Source organism: Streptomyces sp. NPDC039736, from assembly GCF_055596485.1.
The window spans coordinates 1-14,212 of the sequence record NZ_JBVIUQ010000026.1; the positions used below are offsets into that span (position 1 = coordinate 1).

The window sequence follows — 14,212 nt, forward strand, 5'->3', positions numbered from 1 at the left end:
ACCGGCTGCCGCCGCCTCCACCGCCGCTACGAACGCAAAGCCGCCCACTTCCTCGCCTTCACCAGCATCGCCTGCACCCTCATCTGCTACCGCAGACTCACCAAATGAGATGTCCTCTTAACCGCACCCGTCCTCGGTGGCGTCGCCTACCGCAGGGCAGCTCGCACCGCGCTGGACGTACTGCAACCACGTACTGTCCTGGCCATCCCCAGCGCCACAGCGGTCGCACTGGGCGCCGGCAAGGACACGACCCGCCCGCTACTCATCGTCGACATCGGTGCCCACCTCACCGAGGTCTTCCTCCTCATCGACGGTGCCGTCGCCGACGCCCACAGCATCGTCCTCGGCACCGACGACCTCGACCACTCGACCACCTACCGCGATGTCACCGAAGCGGTGACCGACATGCTCAAATCAGACCGCACCTCCGAGACACTCGACGCCCTCCACAACGGAGTCCTCCTGGCCGACGGCGGCGCTCTGCGGCCTGAATTCACCTACCAGCTCGCCGGAGAACTCCGCGTGCCCGTGCGACCGGTTCCCGGACCTCACAACGCTGCCCTGCGCGGTGCGGCGAAAATCCTCGAATCAGCACACCGCCACCCGTCCGCCACAGGCCCGGCCGAACACCTGCCGAACGAATAGCGACCAGCTTCGTCCGGGCACTGATCGCACGTCGGCAGATCGACCGCCTGGAGAAGGGCGGGATCGCAGGGCTGCCCGATGCGCCGCGTTCCGGCCGTCCGGCAAGGCTGCTGGGACCTGACGACCGGGCGGCACTGGCCGAGTTGCTGGACGACTCCGCAGCCAAGGGGATCACCTGGAGTGCCGCGGCCCTGTGCGGCTGGCTGCGCGTCGAGCGCGGGGTGCTCATCTCCACGGACTGGCTGAACGAGCTGCTGCACCGCGGGGGTTTTCGCTGGAAACGCACCCGGGACAGCGTGCGGCACAAGGCCGACCCTGTCCTCCAGCAGGCCGCCCGGGGCCGGGCACGTGCATCTCCGCCACCTGGGCCTCCACAACATCGCCCCCGCAGGCCGTGCTTCCCCAGACCTGGGTCAGGTGTGCACGTACAACGTGGAGGCAGCCTCGGCGTTTGACTCGGTGTCCAAGCGGGCCGTTGGAATCCGCGAGGGCGGAGCGACTGAACTCGCAGCGACTGACTGCGACTGAGTCTCTGTTCACAGCAGTAGAGGAAGTAGCAGGTCAGACCGGTGGTGGACGCCCCGGCAGCGACTGAAGCGACTGAAGGTTTGCATCTATCAGAGCAACGCGCCCGCGTGTGTATGCGCGCGCACATGACTACTTGCATTCCTGGTGCGTTCATAGATAGCAACCTTGAGTCGCTTCAGTCGCTAATCCGGACTGCGCATGCCTCTGAACTGGTATTTCTTATTCTTCCAGCGCAGCGACTGAACATTTCCCTGGTCGCTGCGCCAGCTGCCAGTCGCTGGGTGCGACTGGCGCAACCCGGTTTCCCCGCGTGCAGAGGGGGGTTATGCCGGGAGGGACCGGTGCGCTCGGTTAGCCTGTGCTGACACCAATGCAGAGCTTGAGTCGCTTGAGTCGCTGACAGGAGGAGGACATGCCCAATGACCTGGGGTTTTACTGCAGCGACTCAAGATTTCGTTCAGCGGCCGAGCACCGCTGGGAGTACCGCATCACCCGTGGACCGGGAGACTGTACGTGACTGACACCCCCGACCAGGAGGCGCTCTTCGACGCGGCCACCGCGGCCGCGCAGATGCTGAACTTCCCGGCCCAGGGAACCCCTGCCCCCACAGCCGTACCGAGCTCGGAGGTATCCGGGTACCTTCCGGGTTCGCTCTCGGACCGGGGCGGCGCCAAGCTGTTCGTGCAAAGGCACGGCCGGGAGTTCCGCCATGTCCCCGGCATCGGCTGGTACCGGTGGGGCGGGTACCGGTGGGAGCTGGACGAGGACGACAGCGTCGTCTGGGCGGCGGGGGACATGGCCGAAGGTCTCGCTGACAGCGACCCCAGCGGCACCTTCACCGACCGCGAGGTACGAGCTTTCAGGCGCCGGGCTCTGTCGACGTCCGGTCTCAAGGCCATGCTGACGCAAGCCAGGACCTCGCCCGGCATGGTCCTGAACGCAGCGCTCCTGGATGCCGACCCGTACGCGCTGTGCACGCCAGCCGGCATCGTGGATCTGACGACCGGACTCGTCGCCCCAGCAGACCCCGAGAAGCACCACCATTCCCGTGCCACCAGTCTGGCACCGGTCGCGATGGAGACACCCCGCTGGGACAAGTTCCTCGAAGACACCTTCGGCAGCCATCCCGAGGGCATCGAGATGATCGCCTTCCTGCATCAACTGCTCGGCTACTCCATCACCGGGGACGTCGGCGCACAGGTGATGCCCTTTCTCTTCGGCCGAGGCAAGAACGGCAAGTCCGTCCTCCTGGACGTCGTGGTCAAACTACTGGGCGACTACGCGGACGCCGCTCCACCCGGCTTTCTGATGGCCCGTCCCTTCGAAGGCCACCCCACCGACCTCGCCGAGCTCCACGGACGGCGCATCATCGTGTGCTCCGAACTCAAGGCCGGCGACCGCTTCGACGAAGCACGCGTGAAACTGCTGACCGGCGGAGACCGCATCAAGGCTCGCCGGATGCGGCAGGACTTCTTCTCCTTCGCCCCCACTCACAAGCTGTGGCTCCTGGGCAACCACCGCCCCGAGGTCGGCACCGGAGGCTACGCCTTCTGGCGGCGCATCCGCCTGCTGCCCTTCGAGCGGGTCGTCGCCGACCATCTCAAAATCGACAACCTGGCCGACGTCCTGGTCGCGGAAGAAGGGCCTGGCATCCTGCACTGGCTCATCACCGGCGCCACCCGCTACCTCACCGGCCCCCGCGACCTCACCGGCCCCCAGCAGGTGCAGACCGCCACCACGTCGTACGCGGAGACCGAGGACCACACCGGACGTTTCCTCAGCGAGTGCTGCCTCCTCGACCCCGCCATGCGAGCCGAGCAGCGTTCCCTTTACACCAACTACCGTTCCTGGTGCGAGATGGAAGGCGCCACCCCGCTCTCCAACCGCGCCTTCGCCGCCCGCGTCCGCGAAGTTGCAGGCCTGGCCAGCCCCAAGGACATGGTGCTGTCCAACCAGAAAAAGTTCTATCCGGGCATTGGGCTCGTACAGGAAGCAGGAGACGACGCATGAGTTCCCTGATCGAGCCCCACGAGATCGCCCACGAGAGCGAACTCGTCTGGCTGGAAGACATTGAACCCCTCGACTACGTACGCCAGCACGTGGATCGGGTCCCCTGGCGAACGAAACGGCCGTCCTTCCACCGTGATGGACGCATGGTCGGCTACGCCCTCCTCGCCGACACCGCGCGCGCTTCCCGAGCGTCCGGAACCTTCTTGCGCCGCGTGTTCTGGCTCGCCCCCCACGACCGAGACAGCCAGCCCCACGGCTACTACGAGACCGGAGCCCCCGGTGAGGCCGTCGACCCCCGCACCCTGGCCCCCCGCGAAACCGGGCACAAGACGGAGCGCAGCCAGGCCGGCCCCGCCTCCCCCGCCATGCAGGAACTCGGCATAACACTGCCCCGGTCATGAGCCCTTCGCCTGCTGCTGCCAGCGTAAGGGCGCCCTGCCCAGCTCAGTCGCTGCGACAGGAACTAGAGAAAAGCCCTGTTCAATGGGCCTCACTCATACCCCGCAGCGACTGAAGCGACTCAACTTCCGTAACGGGTCACCGCCGAGGGACCAACAAGCCAACCGCCGGCGCAGAGGCAGTGCGGGCGGCAGGCCCGCCGGGTTCGATCAGGAGCATTACCGGCGTCGCAACGAGGTCGAGCGGACCATTAACCGGCTCAAGAACTCTCGGGCGGTCGCCACCCGTTACGACAAGCGGGCCTGCGTCTTCTACGGCACGGTCACCGCAGCGGCGATCCGCCTATGGCTCCGACCATGATCTGCTGGGCAGCGCCTCATTAATACTCCGCGCTCGGTGCCATGGCCAACGCGTCCACCTCGACCCGGAAGTCTGGGTGAACAAGCCCGGCAACCCTCACCAAGGAGCACGCGGGCGGGTTCTCTGCGTCCTGGTACTCGTCGCGTACTTTGCGGAACGCGCCCAGATCGTTCAGATCGGTGAGATAGACCGTCAGTTTGACTATGTGTTCCAGGCCGGAGCCCGCTGCCTTCAAGGCAGTGGTCAGATTCGCGTAGACCTGCCGGACCTGCGCCTCTGCGTCCTCTTTACCAACCAGATTCCCGTCGCCGTCCACAGGAACCTGACCCGAGACGGCGACCATCGCTCCGGTGAACGCGACCGCGTGGCTGTATCCGTTGACAGGCGGTGAACCGTTGGGACGTATGAAGTGCTCCATAACGCGATCATGCCACGACCGGAAGTCGGTTCCTGGAGAGCACTGCTCGTGATCCGCCGGACAGTGCCTAACCCGCCCGCCCGGCCGGGCGGCCGGGCAACACGGCGCTGCACCTCACGGTGCGGCGCCGTTTCTGCATGCACCGGGGGTGCCCCTACGTCTTTGGTCAAGCGAAACGGGGGTGCGTTGGGGCGAGGAGCCAGGCAGCATGGCGCGGTGGCTGATCTGCTGTGGGATGACGCGATTTCCTTCTTCGACCCGGACTTGATGGGGTCGTTGCCGGACGTGCGTGTCCCGGATGCCTCGGCAGAGGACTGGCAGGCGGTCCTCGACCTTGTCGTGGAGAAAGGCTGGACGTTCCAGTACTCCGAAGGCGAGACGGTGCCCCGTGCGGAGGCCGTGCTGTGCCGCCCGGCGGACGCCGAGTGCCCAGACCTGCGGGTCTGGCCAGCTTCCGACATGCTGGTGATCTTCCGTTTCCTTGACGGCGAAGTCATCGACTTCGACGTTGACCTGCGGGAGTTGCAGGGCCAGGAACGACTTGATGTGTTCTGTGGTTTCCTCCGCGAGATCGGGCAACTCTTGGGCAAGCCGGTCCTGATGGATCCGGAGGGCGACTACGGCCATCCGGTACTCGGCTTCGATGTCGAGGCCGATCGGGTCGTCCTTCTGGCTGAGCCGCTGGTCATGTGATCGTGACCGCAGGCCGGGACGCGTAGAAGGTGCGATCACGGAGCATCGCGAAGAGGGCATCAGCCCGTCACCTGGTGAGGCAGAGCAGAACCTGCGCGTGATGTTTGCTCCGGCTGATCCTTTTTGTCGCAATAGGTCTGGGATACGGAGTCGCCCAGGCCGTCGCACCCTGCTGAAGAAGTCGATGAGCGACCTGGAGCGGTGGGCCACCGGCACCGCCGGCTGAGGGTCGCAGCACGCCGTGCAGCAGCCGAGCGGCCGTTTGCTGCACAGGCCGCTGCAACGGCCTGCTACCCGTGCAGCACCCGTACGGTGCCTGGGGCCGGCCTTCGGAATGTCATCGCTCTGCGGTACCCCCGACCGCCACCAGCAGCAGCCGGGCAGCAGACAGAGCAGCGCCCCGGATCCAAGCGGATCCGGGGCGCTGCTACCTGTCGATCAGGCTTCGACGTACGCCACGATCGCGATCGTCCTCAGGGCGGTGACGAAGTAGATGACGCGGACTTCGTCGACCTCGTCCGCGTAGTCGCGCAGCAGGGTGTTGGGCACCTCGGTGCCGAGCTCGGGGTTGACGCTGATCGCGACGATCGCGCGGTCCAGGCGGTGTGTCTCGGACGCGGTGAGCTTCGCGAGCTGGGTGAGCGCGGGCTCGACCATGATGACGCGCGAGCGGCGCGCGCCGTGGTCAGGCGACACGCGGCTGCTCGTCCGCGAGGCGGGCGAGGTGGGCGTCGCGGGCGGTCTCCCACGGCACGCCGGACTCGGGCGAGGGGTAGCCGTGGGCGGCGATGTCCTCCAGCACCGAGGCGAGGACGTCGACCTTGGCGCGCTGGTCGGCCGCGTATGCGCGGGCCGATTCGGCGGCGTGCTCATCGAGGGGCTGGCGGGCGGGCACGGGGGCCGACTGCTGACTCATCCGGGGCTCCTGGGCTTCTCTCTGGCGTGTCTCCCCACGGTATCGCCGGGGCGCGGTGCGGGAGCGAGGTACGGACAATCGGGCCCCGGCTGACTTGTATGCGTACAGGATTCATGTTTCACGCGCGGTGCGAATGACGACGGATGGCGACCCAGCGCTTGCGGAAGAAGAGGAGGAAGCTGACCTCGATAGCCAGCGCGTAGATGACTACCAGAGTGGCGCACCACAGCGACGGAAACGTGGTCTTTTCGCCGACGGCCTGGACCAGATAGAAACCGCCGAGACATTCGCCGAATACTCCGGTACTCAGAATGAAGAGCACCGTCGCCACATATGGGTAACCCATGTGTGTGCTCTGTGAGTAAAGGGAATTTTCCCAGGAAAGATTATCGCCGCCGCCCAGCAGTTCATTGATGCGCCCCTCCAGATACCGCACGCCCTGCCCGGCGCGCTGTGACCGGTGGTACTCCCCGAGCCAAACCAGTGCGCTCGCTTTCGAAGCGATGGGAACGAATAGCAAGCTCACCAGAATGAGGAGGGTGCGTGGAACGTCGGAGGCGAGGAGTGCGGCAAGGATAACGGTCAGCGAGGTGAACGCGAAGTTCATGACCTGGATGCGGTTGGAGATGGCCTGGAGGCTTTCCTGCCGTAATGTCGAATACTCCGCCAGTCGCGTGTCGAGTCGATTTCGCAGCACGTCGGGAGCCGTCGGCGGCCGGCCTTGTCCCGGTACGGGACCGGCAGGTGGTGGGACGGTCACCGTCGGCGGATCGATCCACCCGGGCGGCATCGGGGTCGGATCGGCGTGCGGTGGCGAATCCGGACCGGGTAAGGGTCCCTGCGGTGGCTCAGCGCTCATCCCGCTCTCCCTGACCGGATGCTGGTTGCCCCCACAGGAAAGCCGGCAGAGTGGGCGACTCGGAGAGGGAGTAGCACTGCGTCCTGAAGCCGACCTCTTTAGCCCGCCGCAGATTTTCCTGCCGATCCTCCACGATCAGGCTGGTCCTGGGATGGACCACTCGGGCAGCATGCTCGAAGAGCCCGGTTCCGGGTGATGACTTGCTGACGCCCAGGGTGTGGGAAACGAAGACGAGACCGGTATCGATGTAGTTCTCCAGGCCGAGCCATTTCCACTGTTTGGCGAACCAGAAGCTGGTGTTGTTGGAGACGATTCCCAGTGGCTTTCCCGTGTTCTGCGCGGTTTTCATTATGAGTTCGGCATCGGGGTTGCAGTGGAGTAGGCGAACCTCCAGTTCCTCGATCTGGTTCCGTGTGATTTCCTCACCGAGTGCCGACCCCAAGTCCTGCCAGTACTCGGCTTCGTCGTATTCGGCAATGCTGAATTTATCCCACAGGCGTCGGGCCGTTGCGGAGACGAGCTGACGGTCCCAGCCGCGCTCATCGGCCAGCCCTCCTCCCGGTGTGAGGAGAAGGGTCTCCCAGGGGTCGCAGAAGAGAACATTCCCGATGTCGAACAAAATCGCCGAAGTGTTCTTCATCCCACCCGTCCCAGCATCCTGAGCGTATTTTCCCAGGACGCTAGCAACGCCGTTCAGCGGAGCGCAAGGACATCGACCGGCCTCACATGCGACGGCGCACGCGTGACCGCCAAGGGCCGCGCTTGCAAGGCTCACCTTCCAGACTCCCAGCTCACCTCACAGCAACGCGTCGACCTGGCAATTCACTGTTCTCACCTCCCAGGCAAACAGGGCAACAGTCCCATTTCCGACTCTCAGCTCCCAGCTACCTCCCAGGAGCGCGGGGAGCTAGGAGGCAGCCGTCAGTGATCAGTTCTGGATCGGCGGCCAGACGTGCGGACTCCTGCACTGCCCGCACGCGGGGCCCGCTGCCGCAACGACCGGCTGGAGCCGCCGACGCCCGGGCGTATCGCCCGGCTGGTGGGCTCGGCGGTCAGCACCTTCGAGGAGCGGTTCTGCGCGGTCACCGTGGGCAGGCTGTCGGCGGTGACCCGCTCGCGGCTGGACGACCTGATCGCCGAGGACGCCAGCACGGACACGGAGAGCACGGGCGGCGGTGCCGTGTCCGGGTCCGGCCTCCGGACCAACGCCGCAGTCCCCAGCCGGGTGGCGCCGTTGTCGGACAGCCGCGGCCCGTAGGCGAGCAGCTCGTCCCGGTCGAGCGGCCCCGCAAGGTCGGCGGCCTGCCCCGTGCCGAGGTCGAGCACCAGGTCAGGTCTGATCCGCGGCGCGCAGGGCCCGCGCCAGCCATTCCAGTTCCTCGGTCGCGTCGGGCGACGAATTCTGCCCGCGCACACGGGCGACGAGCCTGCGGTAGTGCTCCGCTCCTGCCTCGATCCCGGCCTCCAGGCTGCGCAGCACGGCGGTCCGATCGGCGCCACCGAACAGCTCGGACAGCACGTCGGCCGCTGCCGGCCCCTCGGGAGCGACCCCGCCCTTTCTGACCTCCGCGACGGTCTGCACGATCTGCCTGGCCCACCAGATGGACGCCCCGGGAGGACGGCTCTGCCCCGGTACGGGCGTGTTGAGCTCCATCCATGTGCGCAACCGGGCGCGGAACCCGGGCTCCCGCACCAATTCGGCCAATTCGATCCAGGCGTCGACCTGCTCAGGTGTGGGATCGTCGGGCAATTCGATGCTGTAGGTGCGCATCCGCTCGCGCAGGCGAGGGTCGTCGAGGTCGCCGAACACCTCCTCCTTGAACTCGTCGATGATCTGCTTGCGTTCGGCGGCGGAAAGCCGCGCCAACCGGTTCATCAGTGCTGTCTCCTCAACGGTCGAACCCCGTTTCGCCACGGTGGACAGGACGGCACGGCTCACCTTGAGTGAGCGGATCTGCGCGTCAAGCGCGGCCACATGCGCGTCAGCGACCCCGGCGACCGTGGTGCGGCCGCTCAGGACACGGCACACATCGTCGAGCCCGAGGCCCAGCTCCCGCAGGGTGCGGACCAGCTCGACGCGGGCCACGGACTCGACGTCGTACAACCGGTAGCCGCCCGCGGAACGGCCCACAGGCGGCACCGCCCCCGCATCCGACCAGAAGCGCAGGGTACGTACCGGAAGTCCCGTGCGATGCGCGAGCCGGCCAATGGTGAGCACGTCGGGGCGTTCGTCGTCCATGAGTAAGATCCTGAACCCTCCGGCGGCTGGAGACTCAAGCGCCTCAGTGCGACATCCCGTGAGCTCTCCAGAACTCTGCCGAGTTTTCTCACCACCGCCAGCGTCGACAGCATGCGCCCCCCGCCTTCGACCAGACTGCAGACTGCTCAGATCGGACGAGAAAGCTTCAGGAATCCCGAAGTCACGTCACTGACCGGCCGATCACGCGAACGAGAGAGAAGCCCCAGGCCAGGGGCTCAGGGTTCCGGCAAGAACCACGGGAACCCACGGGATGTCGCACAGTCCGAGGTGCCCTCCGGACCGAATCCGAAGTACGCCCGGCAGGAGATGACCAGCCCGCCCGAGGACGCCGCGTGCTACCTCGCACGTGCCCTGACCTGCGGCTGCCACTCCGACTCGGTTGCTTCCACCAGGGCGGCCTGGAGGCGCTTGTTCGGCTTGGCGGAGGTACCCGAGAGGTAGCGCTGCACCGCCTTGCGGGAGACACCCAGACGGGCCGTCAGGGACGTGGTGGAGCCCTTCTCCCGCGTGCGAAGGAATTTCATCTGCGCTCGCGCGGACTTCGGCACGGGCCGGGTGAACAGAGCCCGCTCCGCGCGGGCGAAGCCCTCCAGGATCTTGGCGCGGGTCCGGGCCGCGCACTTCACGTCGTCAGCAGTCATCTGCTCATCAGGCCCGACCGGGCCTGTGGACAGAGGACCGGTGATGTGCCTGACATGGCGACGGCCCGCCCTATGGCAGGGGACCTGAACCGGTGCGCGGTTCGGGGCCCCTGCCATGGCGGGTGATCACAGCTCGATGTCGAGCCGTTCCATGTCGGTGAACTCCACGTCCAGGCCGTGCGCGCGGGAGTTGTTGGCGCGGAAGTACATCTGGGCGAGGCCGTCGGCGGCGATCTGCTGGAGCTGCTGCTCGGTGGCGCCCTGCTCTCGTGCGGTGAACAGCTTGTCGGCGTACTCGGGCGGCAGGGCCTGGGTGATGTCGCGGATCCGGGCGTCGTCGGTCGTGCCGTCGGCGGCTTCGAAGCCGAAGCGGGCGCGGGTGGAGACGACCAGGCCGTCCGTGGTCGCCGCCTTCTTCCTCGCCTTCGCGCGGATCTGCGGCTGCCACCTCTTCTTCACCTCGCGCTCCAGACGGCCGCGCAGGTCCTGGCGGGGCCGCTTGAGCTTGCCCGTCACGTACCGCTCCACGGTGCGCTGGGAGATCCCGAGCACCTGGGCGGCGGCCCTGGTGCCCTTGAGCTGCTTGACGAGGTACTTCATCTGCGCCTAGGCGCTCTTGGAAGAGGGGCGGGTGAACGCCTTCTCCAGTGCGCGGTCCAGACTGCCCCCGAGCGAGTCGACCATGGGTTACTCCCCTTCTCCGGCCGTCGGGTCGGCGGTCTTGATGAGATTGGAGATGTTGAAGACGCCGCCGCGCTCCTCGAACTGCTGCTCCGCCCACAGGACGGTCTGGGTACCTTGCCACTTCACCATCCCCAGCGAGACGCCGAGCCGGAACGTGCCCGGCGCCGGCTTGCCCTCGGGCGTGTACGGCAGGACGTCCAGCGGGGACGGACCGGGCGAGGGGTAGACGATCGCGTCGGTGCCGATCGCGACCGGGTACAGGTCGGCGGCGGCCGCCGTCTTCATCAGCTTGCGGTGCAGGCCGGTCCGCTGGCTCGCCAGCACGGCGGCCCGGATGTCCGGGCGCCACGTCCACCGGTCCAATGCCGGGTAGGGCTCGTAGTACGGCACCTGGCCCCGGGACCGCTGGCGCAGCTTGCCGATCGCGCCCTTCGCTATCGCCTTGATCGCGGTCTCCAGCAGCGCCATCGTCGGGTCGACCTGCTTGCGCCGCGCCATCGCCTCGAGGAACTCGGGGCGATGGAGGTCGGTTTCCACCCGAGAGTCGGCTGTGCCGGTGGCGTTCGAGGTTCCGGTGCGGGCGCCAGGCCCCGTACCCAGTGGCCGGCGGTCACGGTGGAAGTCTGGCAGCTCCCGTCCCCCGCGGGCCTTCGAGTCCGCTTCCGTACGGGAAGCGGACACGGCCCTCTATCCCGCAGCACCACCCCCGCTCGTGAGGCCGCCCTCGAGCGCGCCGCCCGTCTGGAAGTTGTTACCGACGCACTGTCCGGCCGCGAGCGGATTGCAGTTCGCGGCGTTCTCTACCACTTGGTCGACTAGCGGGGCGCCAAGGCCGCCGCACTGGTTGGTGGGGGTGCCGAGAGGCACGGCTGTGGTGAGGGCGCTCGCCGCACCTGTGGCGAACCCAGTGGCCGCCAGGGCACTGGGGCCGCCTTTGTTGCTGCATCCGTTGTTGTGGGCGCTGTTGCCGATACCGATGACGTCCGTGGCGCTCGCCGGAGTGGCGAACGAGAGGGGAAGCAGAGCTGCCGACGCTGCAACACCACAGGCCAGAGCGGCGCGATAAGTAGTCACGCCCGTACGAACGATCCCGCACCCGCCAAGTGACGGTGCCTCCCCCGGGACCCGACCTCACACAGGGCGACCTGAGCACCAATGCGGCCTCTTCGCTCGCGCACCCGTGAACGGCGCACGAGCGAAGTCCCGCATCCCGGGAGTGCGGGATGCGGGACAGGGGCTGGTACCGGGGTTACTGCGTGAGGTCACCGAAGACCAGCGGCTCGGTGTAGGTGCCGCCGGTGATGCTGTTGCTGGTGTCGCCCATGACCACGGCGTCGCTGGAACTGGAAGTGGTGCTCTGGCTGTTCTGCTGGTCCTGCTGGCTGCTGCTGTTGTCCGGCACGGTGTGCTCCTCGGCTCTCGGTGGTGCTGCGGGGGTACGGGGGTGGAGGTGCGTGTGCTTCGGGCTGCTGCTGGCTGCCACGTTCGGCTTCGGCGGTCAGCAGCCGCCGTCGCGCCGGGCGGCCTCGGCGATCGCCTCGGCCTGCCGCCGGGTCGCCTCCTCCAGGTCCTCAGCCGCCTTGCGGAGGGCGGCCATCAGATCTTCGGGGGTCTGCTCGCTCATGAGTCGTGCTCCTTTTCCTTGGTGGGGTTGCCTGCCTTGAGGCGTCCGGAGTCGTAGGCGCGCCGGGCGTGGGAGTGCATGCCCGGGTCGTCGTAGAGGGCGTCGGCGATCTTCCGCCAGGACATGTTGTAGGTGTCGCGGAGGTGGACGACCTGGGCGGTGTGCCGCCGCTTGAGCTCCTTCACGAGGTCGTGGACGTGCCGGGCGGCGAGAACGTCGCGCGACTCCGTCGGCTCGGGGTCGCGGACGATGCCTGTGGGGCTGCCCAGCGTCTCCAAGGCGTAGGCGAGCTGGTCACCGTCGACGGCGAAGGCGATCCGGCCGTCCGGGTCGTCTCCCGGCTCCCAGGTGATCTCCGCGCTGTGCGGGGTGGTCTTGGTGACGTTGACGGACACGTGGCTGCTCATTTCTTCGGTGCGGCCCACGGGGTGCGGGCCCGTGCCCCGGCCGGGAGTCGGACCCGGCCTGCGACCATCGGGGCGGTGGAGCGTGCGGTGCGGTGCTGGCTCAGCTGAGGCCGGCCAGGGTGAGGGCTGCGATCGTGAGGGCGGTGAGGTGGGCGGTCTGGTCGACATGGGCTGCCCCGCCGCGGTCGGCGAACTCCGGCTGGCGCATGTGTTCCATCCAGGCGAGGACGGGCCAGCGGCGGTCGATGATGCTGTGGGTCGTGCCGATCCACAGCAGAGCGGCCGCGGCTGCCGGGAGGGACAGCGGCAGGTCGAGGACGAGAAGGCCGGCCGTCAGCGCGAGTGCCGACACGAGGACGTGTGTCCCGGCGTGGGCGAGGTTCGCCCGCCATCCGGTGCCCGACTTCGCGGCCTTGTGCGCGGCCTGGTGGTCGGTCTGGAACGGGTAGTCCGCGAGCAGGTGCGAGAGGTACAAGAGGACGAACAGCGATGCGAACATGGCGGTGTCCTTCCCTGGTTCGCGTCGGGAGGGGTGAAAGGGGGCGGCCGTCCGCCTGGCAGTGTCCGGCCGCCCCTGGCTGCTCTAGTAGCCGCGCTCGCGCCGCAGCTCCTCCTGCACGGCCGCCATCACCGCGTCGGCCTGCGCCTCCGCGAGGGAGATGAGCCGCTGACGCTGCGCCTCTTCCTCCGCCTTCTCCCGCTCGATCATGGCCTGGATGTCGTGACCGTTCATGGGGGTCTCCCTGGGTCGTGGGCCGTCCGGCCCGCCTGGTGTGCACTTTGTGCTCACGAGGAAGACTCTGCCAGGGGTGTGCACAATGCGCAAGGGGCCTCGCGGAATTCGTTTCCCCAACCGACCTCAGGTCGGGGCGAGTTGATGTCCGGCTTCATACCCAGCGGTGCCTGACCAGCGCCTTGACGTCAGCGCAGCCCACCGAACGGGGCGCTGGCAGCGGAGAGTTGCGAACCCCACCGCGGCGGCGCCCGGTCCTCGTGCCGCGCTGTACGTCGCCCGGCGGTGCCCATCTCCTGAAGCCGATGCTGCCGCCGGGCCGCTGACCTGACCTCGGTGATCGGCATATGCGGGGCTCAGGAGGGGTTGCCCTCCGCTTGGTGGTGGCGCTGAAGACGTGCGCCTGCGAGATCGGAGTTGGTGCTGCTGCCGGACCGGACAGGGGCCCAACCATGGCCGTCCGGTCCGGCAGCGCGGGCATGGTCCCCAGGGGGACCGGTGGTCAACGTTGCTGGCCGGACTCGGTCACCCTGTGCGCGGTAAGCGCGGTCGCCGCGGTTGGCAGTTCGATGACGACGCCGAACTCGTACAGGGCGATCTCCAGGACGTCGTCGGGGGTGGCTGCGGGGGTCCGCTTGAGGGCGAGTGCGGCGGCACCGCGGGCGATGGTCTCCTCACGACCGGGCGAGGAAGGGTCCTTGAGCGCGGACAGCACGGTGCGCCACAGCATGGTCATCGGCCCGTGCGGTCGTCGGCCGGCTCGGCGTGCGCCTGGTCCTGCTCGTCGACGTCGTCGCCGCCGTACGGTCCGAAGGGGCCGACCTCCCCGGCGGTACGGGCGCCCAGGAGGAGGGCGGCTCCCTTCATGCGGTACGGGGCGGGGATTATCGGGCGCTCCCATCGAACGGGGGTCGGGACGCAGAAGGTCCACAGTTCCTTCAGACCGTGTCCTACGTGGTGAGGCGGACGAGTCGCTTGTAGCAGCAGAGGGCGGCGGCGAGGCCGAGGAAGGCCAGGTAGTTGCGGGGGTCGCGT

The 14,212-nt window shown here is 67.6% G+C and carries 19 protein-coding genes and 5 pseudogenes; 7 read left to right on the plus strand and 17 right to left on the minus strand.

Annotated features, from left to right (window positions below; genetic code table 11):
- The 6 genes and pseudogenes from ACZ56L_RS35830 to ACZ56L_RS35855 form a co-directional block, all read left to right on the plus strand.
- Positions 1-108 (plus strand): annotated as a pseudogene (locus tag ACZ56L_RS35830) (IS5/IS1182 family transposase); the annotation flags it as partial.
- A 3-nt stretch (positions 109-111) separates the two neighbouring features.
- Positions 112-645, plus strand: a pseudogene (locus tag ACZ56L_RS35835) (hypothetical protein); the annotation flags it as partial.
- Positions 646-683: 38 nt separating this feature from the next.
- Positions 684-1,100: a helix-turn-helix domain-containing protein gene (locus ACZ56L_RS35840; RefSeq protein ID WP_471069490.1), complete on the plus strand. Its 417-nt coding sequence runs from the start codon at positions 684-686 to the stop codon at positions 1,098-1,100.
- Positions 1,101-1,743: 643 nt separating this feature from the next.
- Positions 1,744-3,183 (plus strand): DNA primase family protein, encoded by a 1,440-nt coding sequence (locus ACZ56L_RS35845; protein WP_471069492.1) that lies wholly within the window; start codon positions 1,744-1,746, stop codon positions 3,181-3,183.
- On the plus strand, positions 3,180-3,584 hold the full coding sequence (locus tag ACZ56L_RS35850) for a DUF6009 family protein (RefSeq protein WP_471069458.1): 405 nt from the start codon (positions 3,180-3,182) through the stop codon (positions 3,582-3,584). The genes ACZ56L_RS35845 and ACZ56L_RS35850 overlap by 4 nt, the downstream gene beginning before the upstream one ends.
- 139 nt (positions 3,585-3,723) lie before the next feature.
- Positions 3,724-3,942, plus strand: a pseudogene (locus ACZ56L_RS35855) (IS5/IS1182 family transposase); the annotation flags it as partial.
- A 19-nt stretch (positions 3,943-3,961) separates the two neighbouring features.
- Here ACZ56L_RS35855 and ACZ56L_RS35860 read toward each other — a convergent pair.
- Positions 3,962-4,360, minus strand: a complete 399-nt coding sequence (locus ACZ56L_RS35860) for a RidA family protein (protein WP_471069460.1) — start codon at positions 4,358-4,360, stop codon at positions 3,962-3,964.
- 216 nt (positions 4,361-4,576) lie between these two features.
- On the opposite strand from ACZ56L_RS35860, the gene ACZ56L_RS35865 reads away from it, so the two are divergent.
- Positions 4,577-5,053 carry a hypothetical protein gene (locus ACZ56L_RS35865; protein WP_471069462.1) on the plus strand — a complete coding sequence of 159 codons (477 nt, stop codon included), beginning with the start codon at positions 4,577-4,579 and terminating at the stop codon, positions 5,051-5,053.
- Between the two features lie 438 nt (positions 5,054-5,491).
- Here ACZ56L_RS35865 and ACZ56L_RS35870 read toward each other — a convergent pair whose 3' ends face one another.
- The 16 genes and pseudogenes from ACZ56L_RS35870 to ACZ56L_RS35945 form a co-directional block, all read right to left on the minus strand.
- Positions 5,492-5,749 carry a hypothetical protein gene (locus ACZ56L_RS35870; RefSeq protein ID WP_471069464.1) on the minus strand — a complete coding sequence of 86 codons (258 nt, stop codon included), beginning with the start codon at positions 5,747-5,749 and terminating at the stop codon, positions 5,492-5,494.
- On the minus strand, positions 5,739-5,969 hold the full coding sequence (locus tag ACZ56L_RS35875; protein WP_471069466.1) for a hypothetical protein: 231 nt from the start codon (positions 5,967-5,969) through the stop codon (positions 5,739-5,741). Before ACZ56L_RS35875 ends, ACZ56L_RS35870 begins: the two co-directional genes overlap by 11 nt.
- 118 nt (positions 5,970-6,087) lie before the next feature.
- Positions 6,088-6,828 carry a hypothetical protein gene (locus ACZ56L_RS35880; RefSeq protein ID WP_471069468.1) on the minus strand — a complete coding sequence of 247 codons (741 nt, stop codon included), beginning with the start codon at positions 6,826-6,828 and terminating at the stop codon, positions 6,088-6,090.
- Positions 6,818-7,468, minus strand: coding sequence for an HAD family hydrolase (locus tag ACZ56L_RS35885; protein ID WP_471069470.1), 651 nt, complete (start codon positions 7,466-7,468; stop codon positions 6,818-6,820). Before ACZ56L_RS35885 ends, ACZ56L_RS35880 begins: the two co-directional genes overlap by 11 nt.
- A 536-nt stretch (positions 7,469-8,004) precedes the next feature.
- Positions 8,005-8,157 (minus strand): annotated as a pseudogene (locus tag ACZ56L_RS35890) (YciI family protein); the annotation flags it as partial.
- A gap of 1 nt (position 8,158) precedes the next feature.
- Positions 8,159-9,067 (minus strand): helix-turn-helix domain-containing protein, encoded by a 909-nt coding sequence (locus tag ACZ56L_RS35895; protein WP_471069472.1) that lies wholly within the window; start codon positions 9,065-9,067, stop codon positions 8,159-8,161.
- A gap of 356 nt (positions 9,068-9,423) precedes the next feature.
- Entirely contained in the window at positions 9,424-9,729 is a 306-nt protein-coding gene (locus ACZ56L_RS35900; RefSeq protein WP_471069474.1) for a hypothetical protein, read from the minus strand.
- A gap of 126 nt (positions 9,730-9,855) precedes the next feature.
- Positions 9,856-10,413: pseudogene (gene tpg, locus ACZ56L_RS35905) on the minus strand (telomere-protecting terminal protein Tpg).
- 3 nt (positions 10,414-10,416) lie between these two features.
- Positions 10,417-10,950 carry a hypothetical protein gene (locus ACZ56L_RS35910; RefSeq protein WP_471069476.1) on the minus strand — a complete coding sequence of 178 codons (534 nt, stop codon included), beginning with the start codon at positions 10,948-10,950 and terminating at the stop codon, positions 10,417-10,419.
- A gap of 712 nt (positions 10,951-11,662) precedes the next feature.
- Positions 11,663-11,815 (minus strand): hypothetical protein, encoded by a 153-nt coding sequence (locus tag ACZ56L_RS35915; protein ID WP_471069478.1) that lies wholly within the window; start codon positions 11,813-11,815, stop codon positions 11,663-11,665.
- Positions 11,816-11,911: 96 nt separating this feature from the next.
- Entirely contained in the window at positions 11,912-12,037 is a 126-nt protein-coding gene (locus ACZ56L_RS35920; protein ID WP_471069480.1) for a hypothetical protein, read from the minus strand.
- Positions 12,034-12,444 (minus strand): hypothetical protein, encoded by a 411-nt coding sequence (locus ACZ56L_RS35925; protein WP_471069482.1) that lies wholly within the window; start codon positions 12,442-12,444, stop codon positions 12,034-12,036. Before ACZ56L_RS35925 ends, ACZ56L_RS35920 begins: the two co-directional genes overlap by 4 nt.
- Before the next feature lie 100 nt (positions 12,445-12,544).
- A complete protein-coding gene (locus ACZ56L_RS35930) occupies positions 12,545-12,943 on the minus strand; it encodes a DUF3307 domain-containing protein (RefSeq protein WP_471069484.1) in 399 nt (132 codons plus the stop codon).
- Between the two features lie 84 nt (positions 12,944-13,027).
- Positions 13,028-13,177, minus strand: coding sequence for a hypothetical protein (locus ACZ56L_RS35935; RefSeq protein WP_471068858.1), 150 nt, complete (start codon positions 13,175-13,177; stop codon positions 13,028-13,030).
- A gap of 502 nt (positions 13,178-13,679) precedes the next feature.
- A complete protein-coding gene (locus ACZ56L_RS35940; RefSeq protein WP_471069486.1) occupies positions 13,680-13,913 on the minus strand; it encodes a hypothetical protein in 234 nt (77 codons plus the stop codon).
- Positions 13,910-14,044, minus strand: coding sequence for a hypothetical protein (locus ACZ56L_RS35945; protein ID WP_471069488.1), 135 nt, complete (start codon positions 14,042-14,044; stop codon positions 13,910-13,912). The genes ACZ56L_RS35940 and ACZ56L_RS35945 overlap by 4 nt, the downstream gene beginning before the upstream one ends.
- Positions 14,045-14,212: the final 168 nt, after the last annotated feature.

Bases quoted from the DNA above. Each gene is read 5' to 3' on its own strand.
- ACZ56L_RS35845 (WP_471069492.1), top strand. From the start codon at position 1,744: ATGCTGAACTTCCCGGCCCAGGGAACCCCTGCCCCCACAGCCGTACCG.
- ACZ56L_RS35850 (WP_471069458.1), top strand. From the start codon at position 3,180: ATGAGTTCCCTGATCGAGCCCCACGAGATCGCCCACGAGAGCGAACTC.
- ACZ56L_RS35860 (WP_471069460.1), bottom strand. From the start codon at position 4,360: ATGGAGCACTTCATACGTCCCAACGGTTCACCGCCTGTCAACGGATAC.
- ACZ56L_RS35875 (WP_471069466.1), bottom strand. From the start codon at position 5,969: ATGAGTCAGCAGTCGGCCCCCGTGCCCGCCCGCCAGCCCCTCGATGAG.
- ACZ56L_RS35880 (WP_471069468.1), bottom strand. From the start codon at position 6,828: ATGAGCGCTGAGCCACCGCAGGGACCCTTACCCGGTCCGGATTCGCCA.
- ACZ56L_RS35885 (WP_471069470.1), bottom strand. From the start codon at position 7,468: ATGAAGAACACTTCGGCGATTTTGTTCGACATCGGGAATGTTCTCTTC.
- ACZ56L_RS35895 (WP_471069472.1), bottom strand. From the start codon at position 9,067: ATGGACGACGAACGCCCCGACGTGCTCACCATTGGCCGGCTCGCGCAT.
- ACZ56L_RS35900 (WP_471069474.1), bottom strand. From the start codon at position 9,729: ATGACTGCTGACGACGTGAAGTGCGCGGCCCGGACCCGCGCCAAGATC.
- ACZ56L_RS35920 (WP_471069480.1), bottom strand. From the start codon at position 12,037: ATGAGCGAGCAGACCCCCGAAGATCTGATGGCCGCCCTCCGCAAGGCG.
- ACZ56L_RS35925 (WP_471069482.1), bottom strand. From the start codon at position 12,444: ATGAGCAGCCACGTGTCCGTCAACGTCACCAAGACCACCCCGCACAGC.
- ACZ56L_RS35930 (WP_471069484.1), bottom strand. From the start codon at position 12,943: ATGTTCGCATCGCTGTTCGTCCTCTTGTACCTCTCGCACCTGCTCGCG.
- ACZ56L_RS35935 (WP_471068858.1), bottom strand. From the start codon at position 13,177: ATGAACGGTCACGACATCCAGGCCATGATCGAGCGGGAGAAGGCGGAG.
- ACZ56L_RS35940 (WP_471069486.1), bottom strand. From the start codon at position 13,913: ATGACCATGCTGTGGCGCACCGTGCTGTCCGCGCTCAAGGACCCTTCC.
- ACZ56L_RS35945 (WP_471069488.1), bottom strand. From the start codon at position 14,044: ATGAAGGGAGCCGCCCTCCTCCTGGGCGCCCGTACCGCCGGGGAGGTC.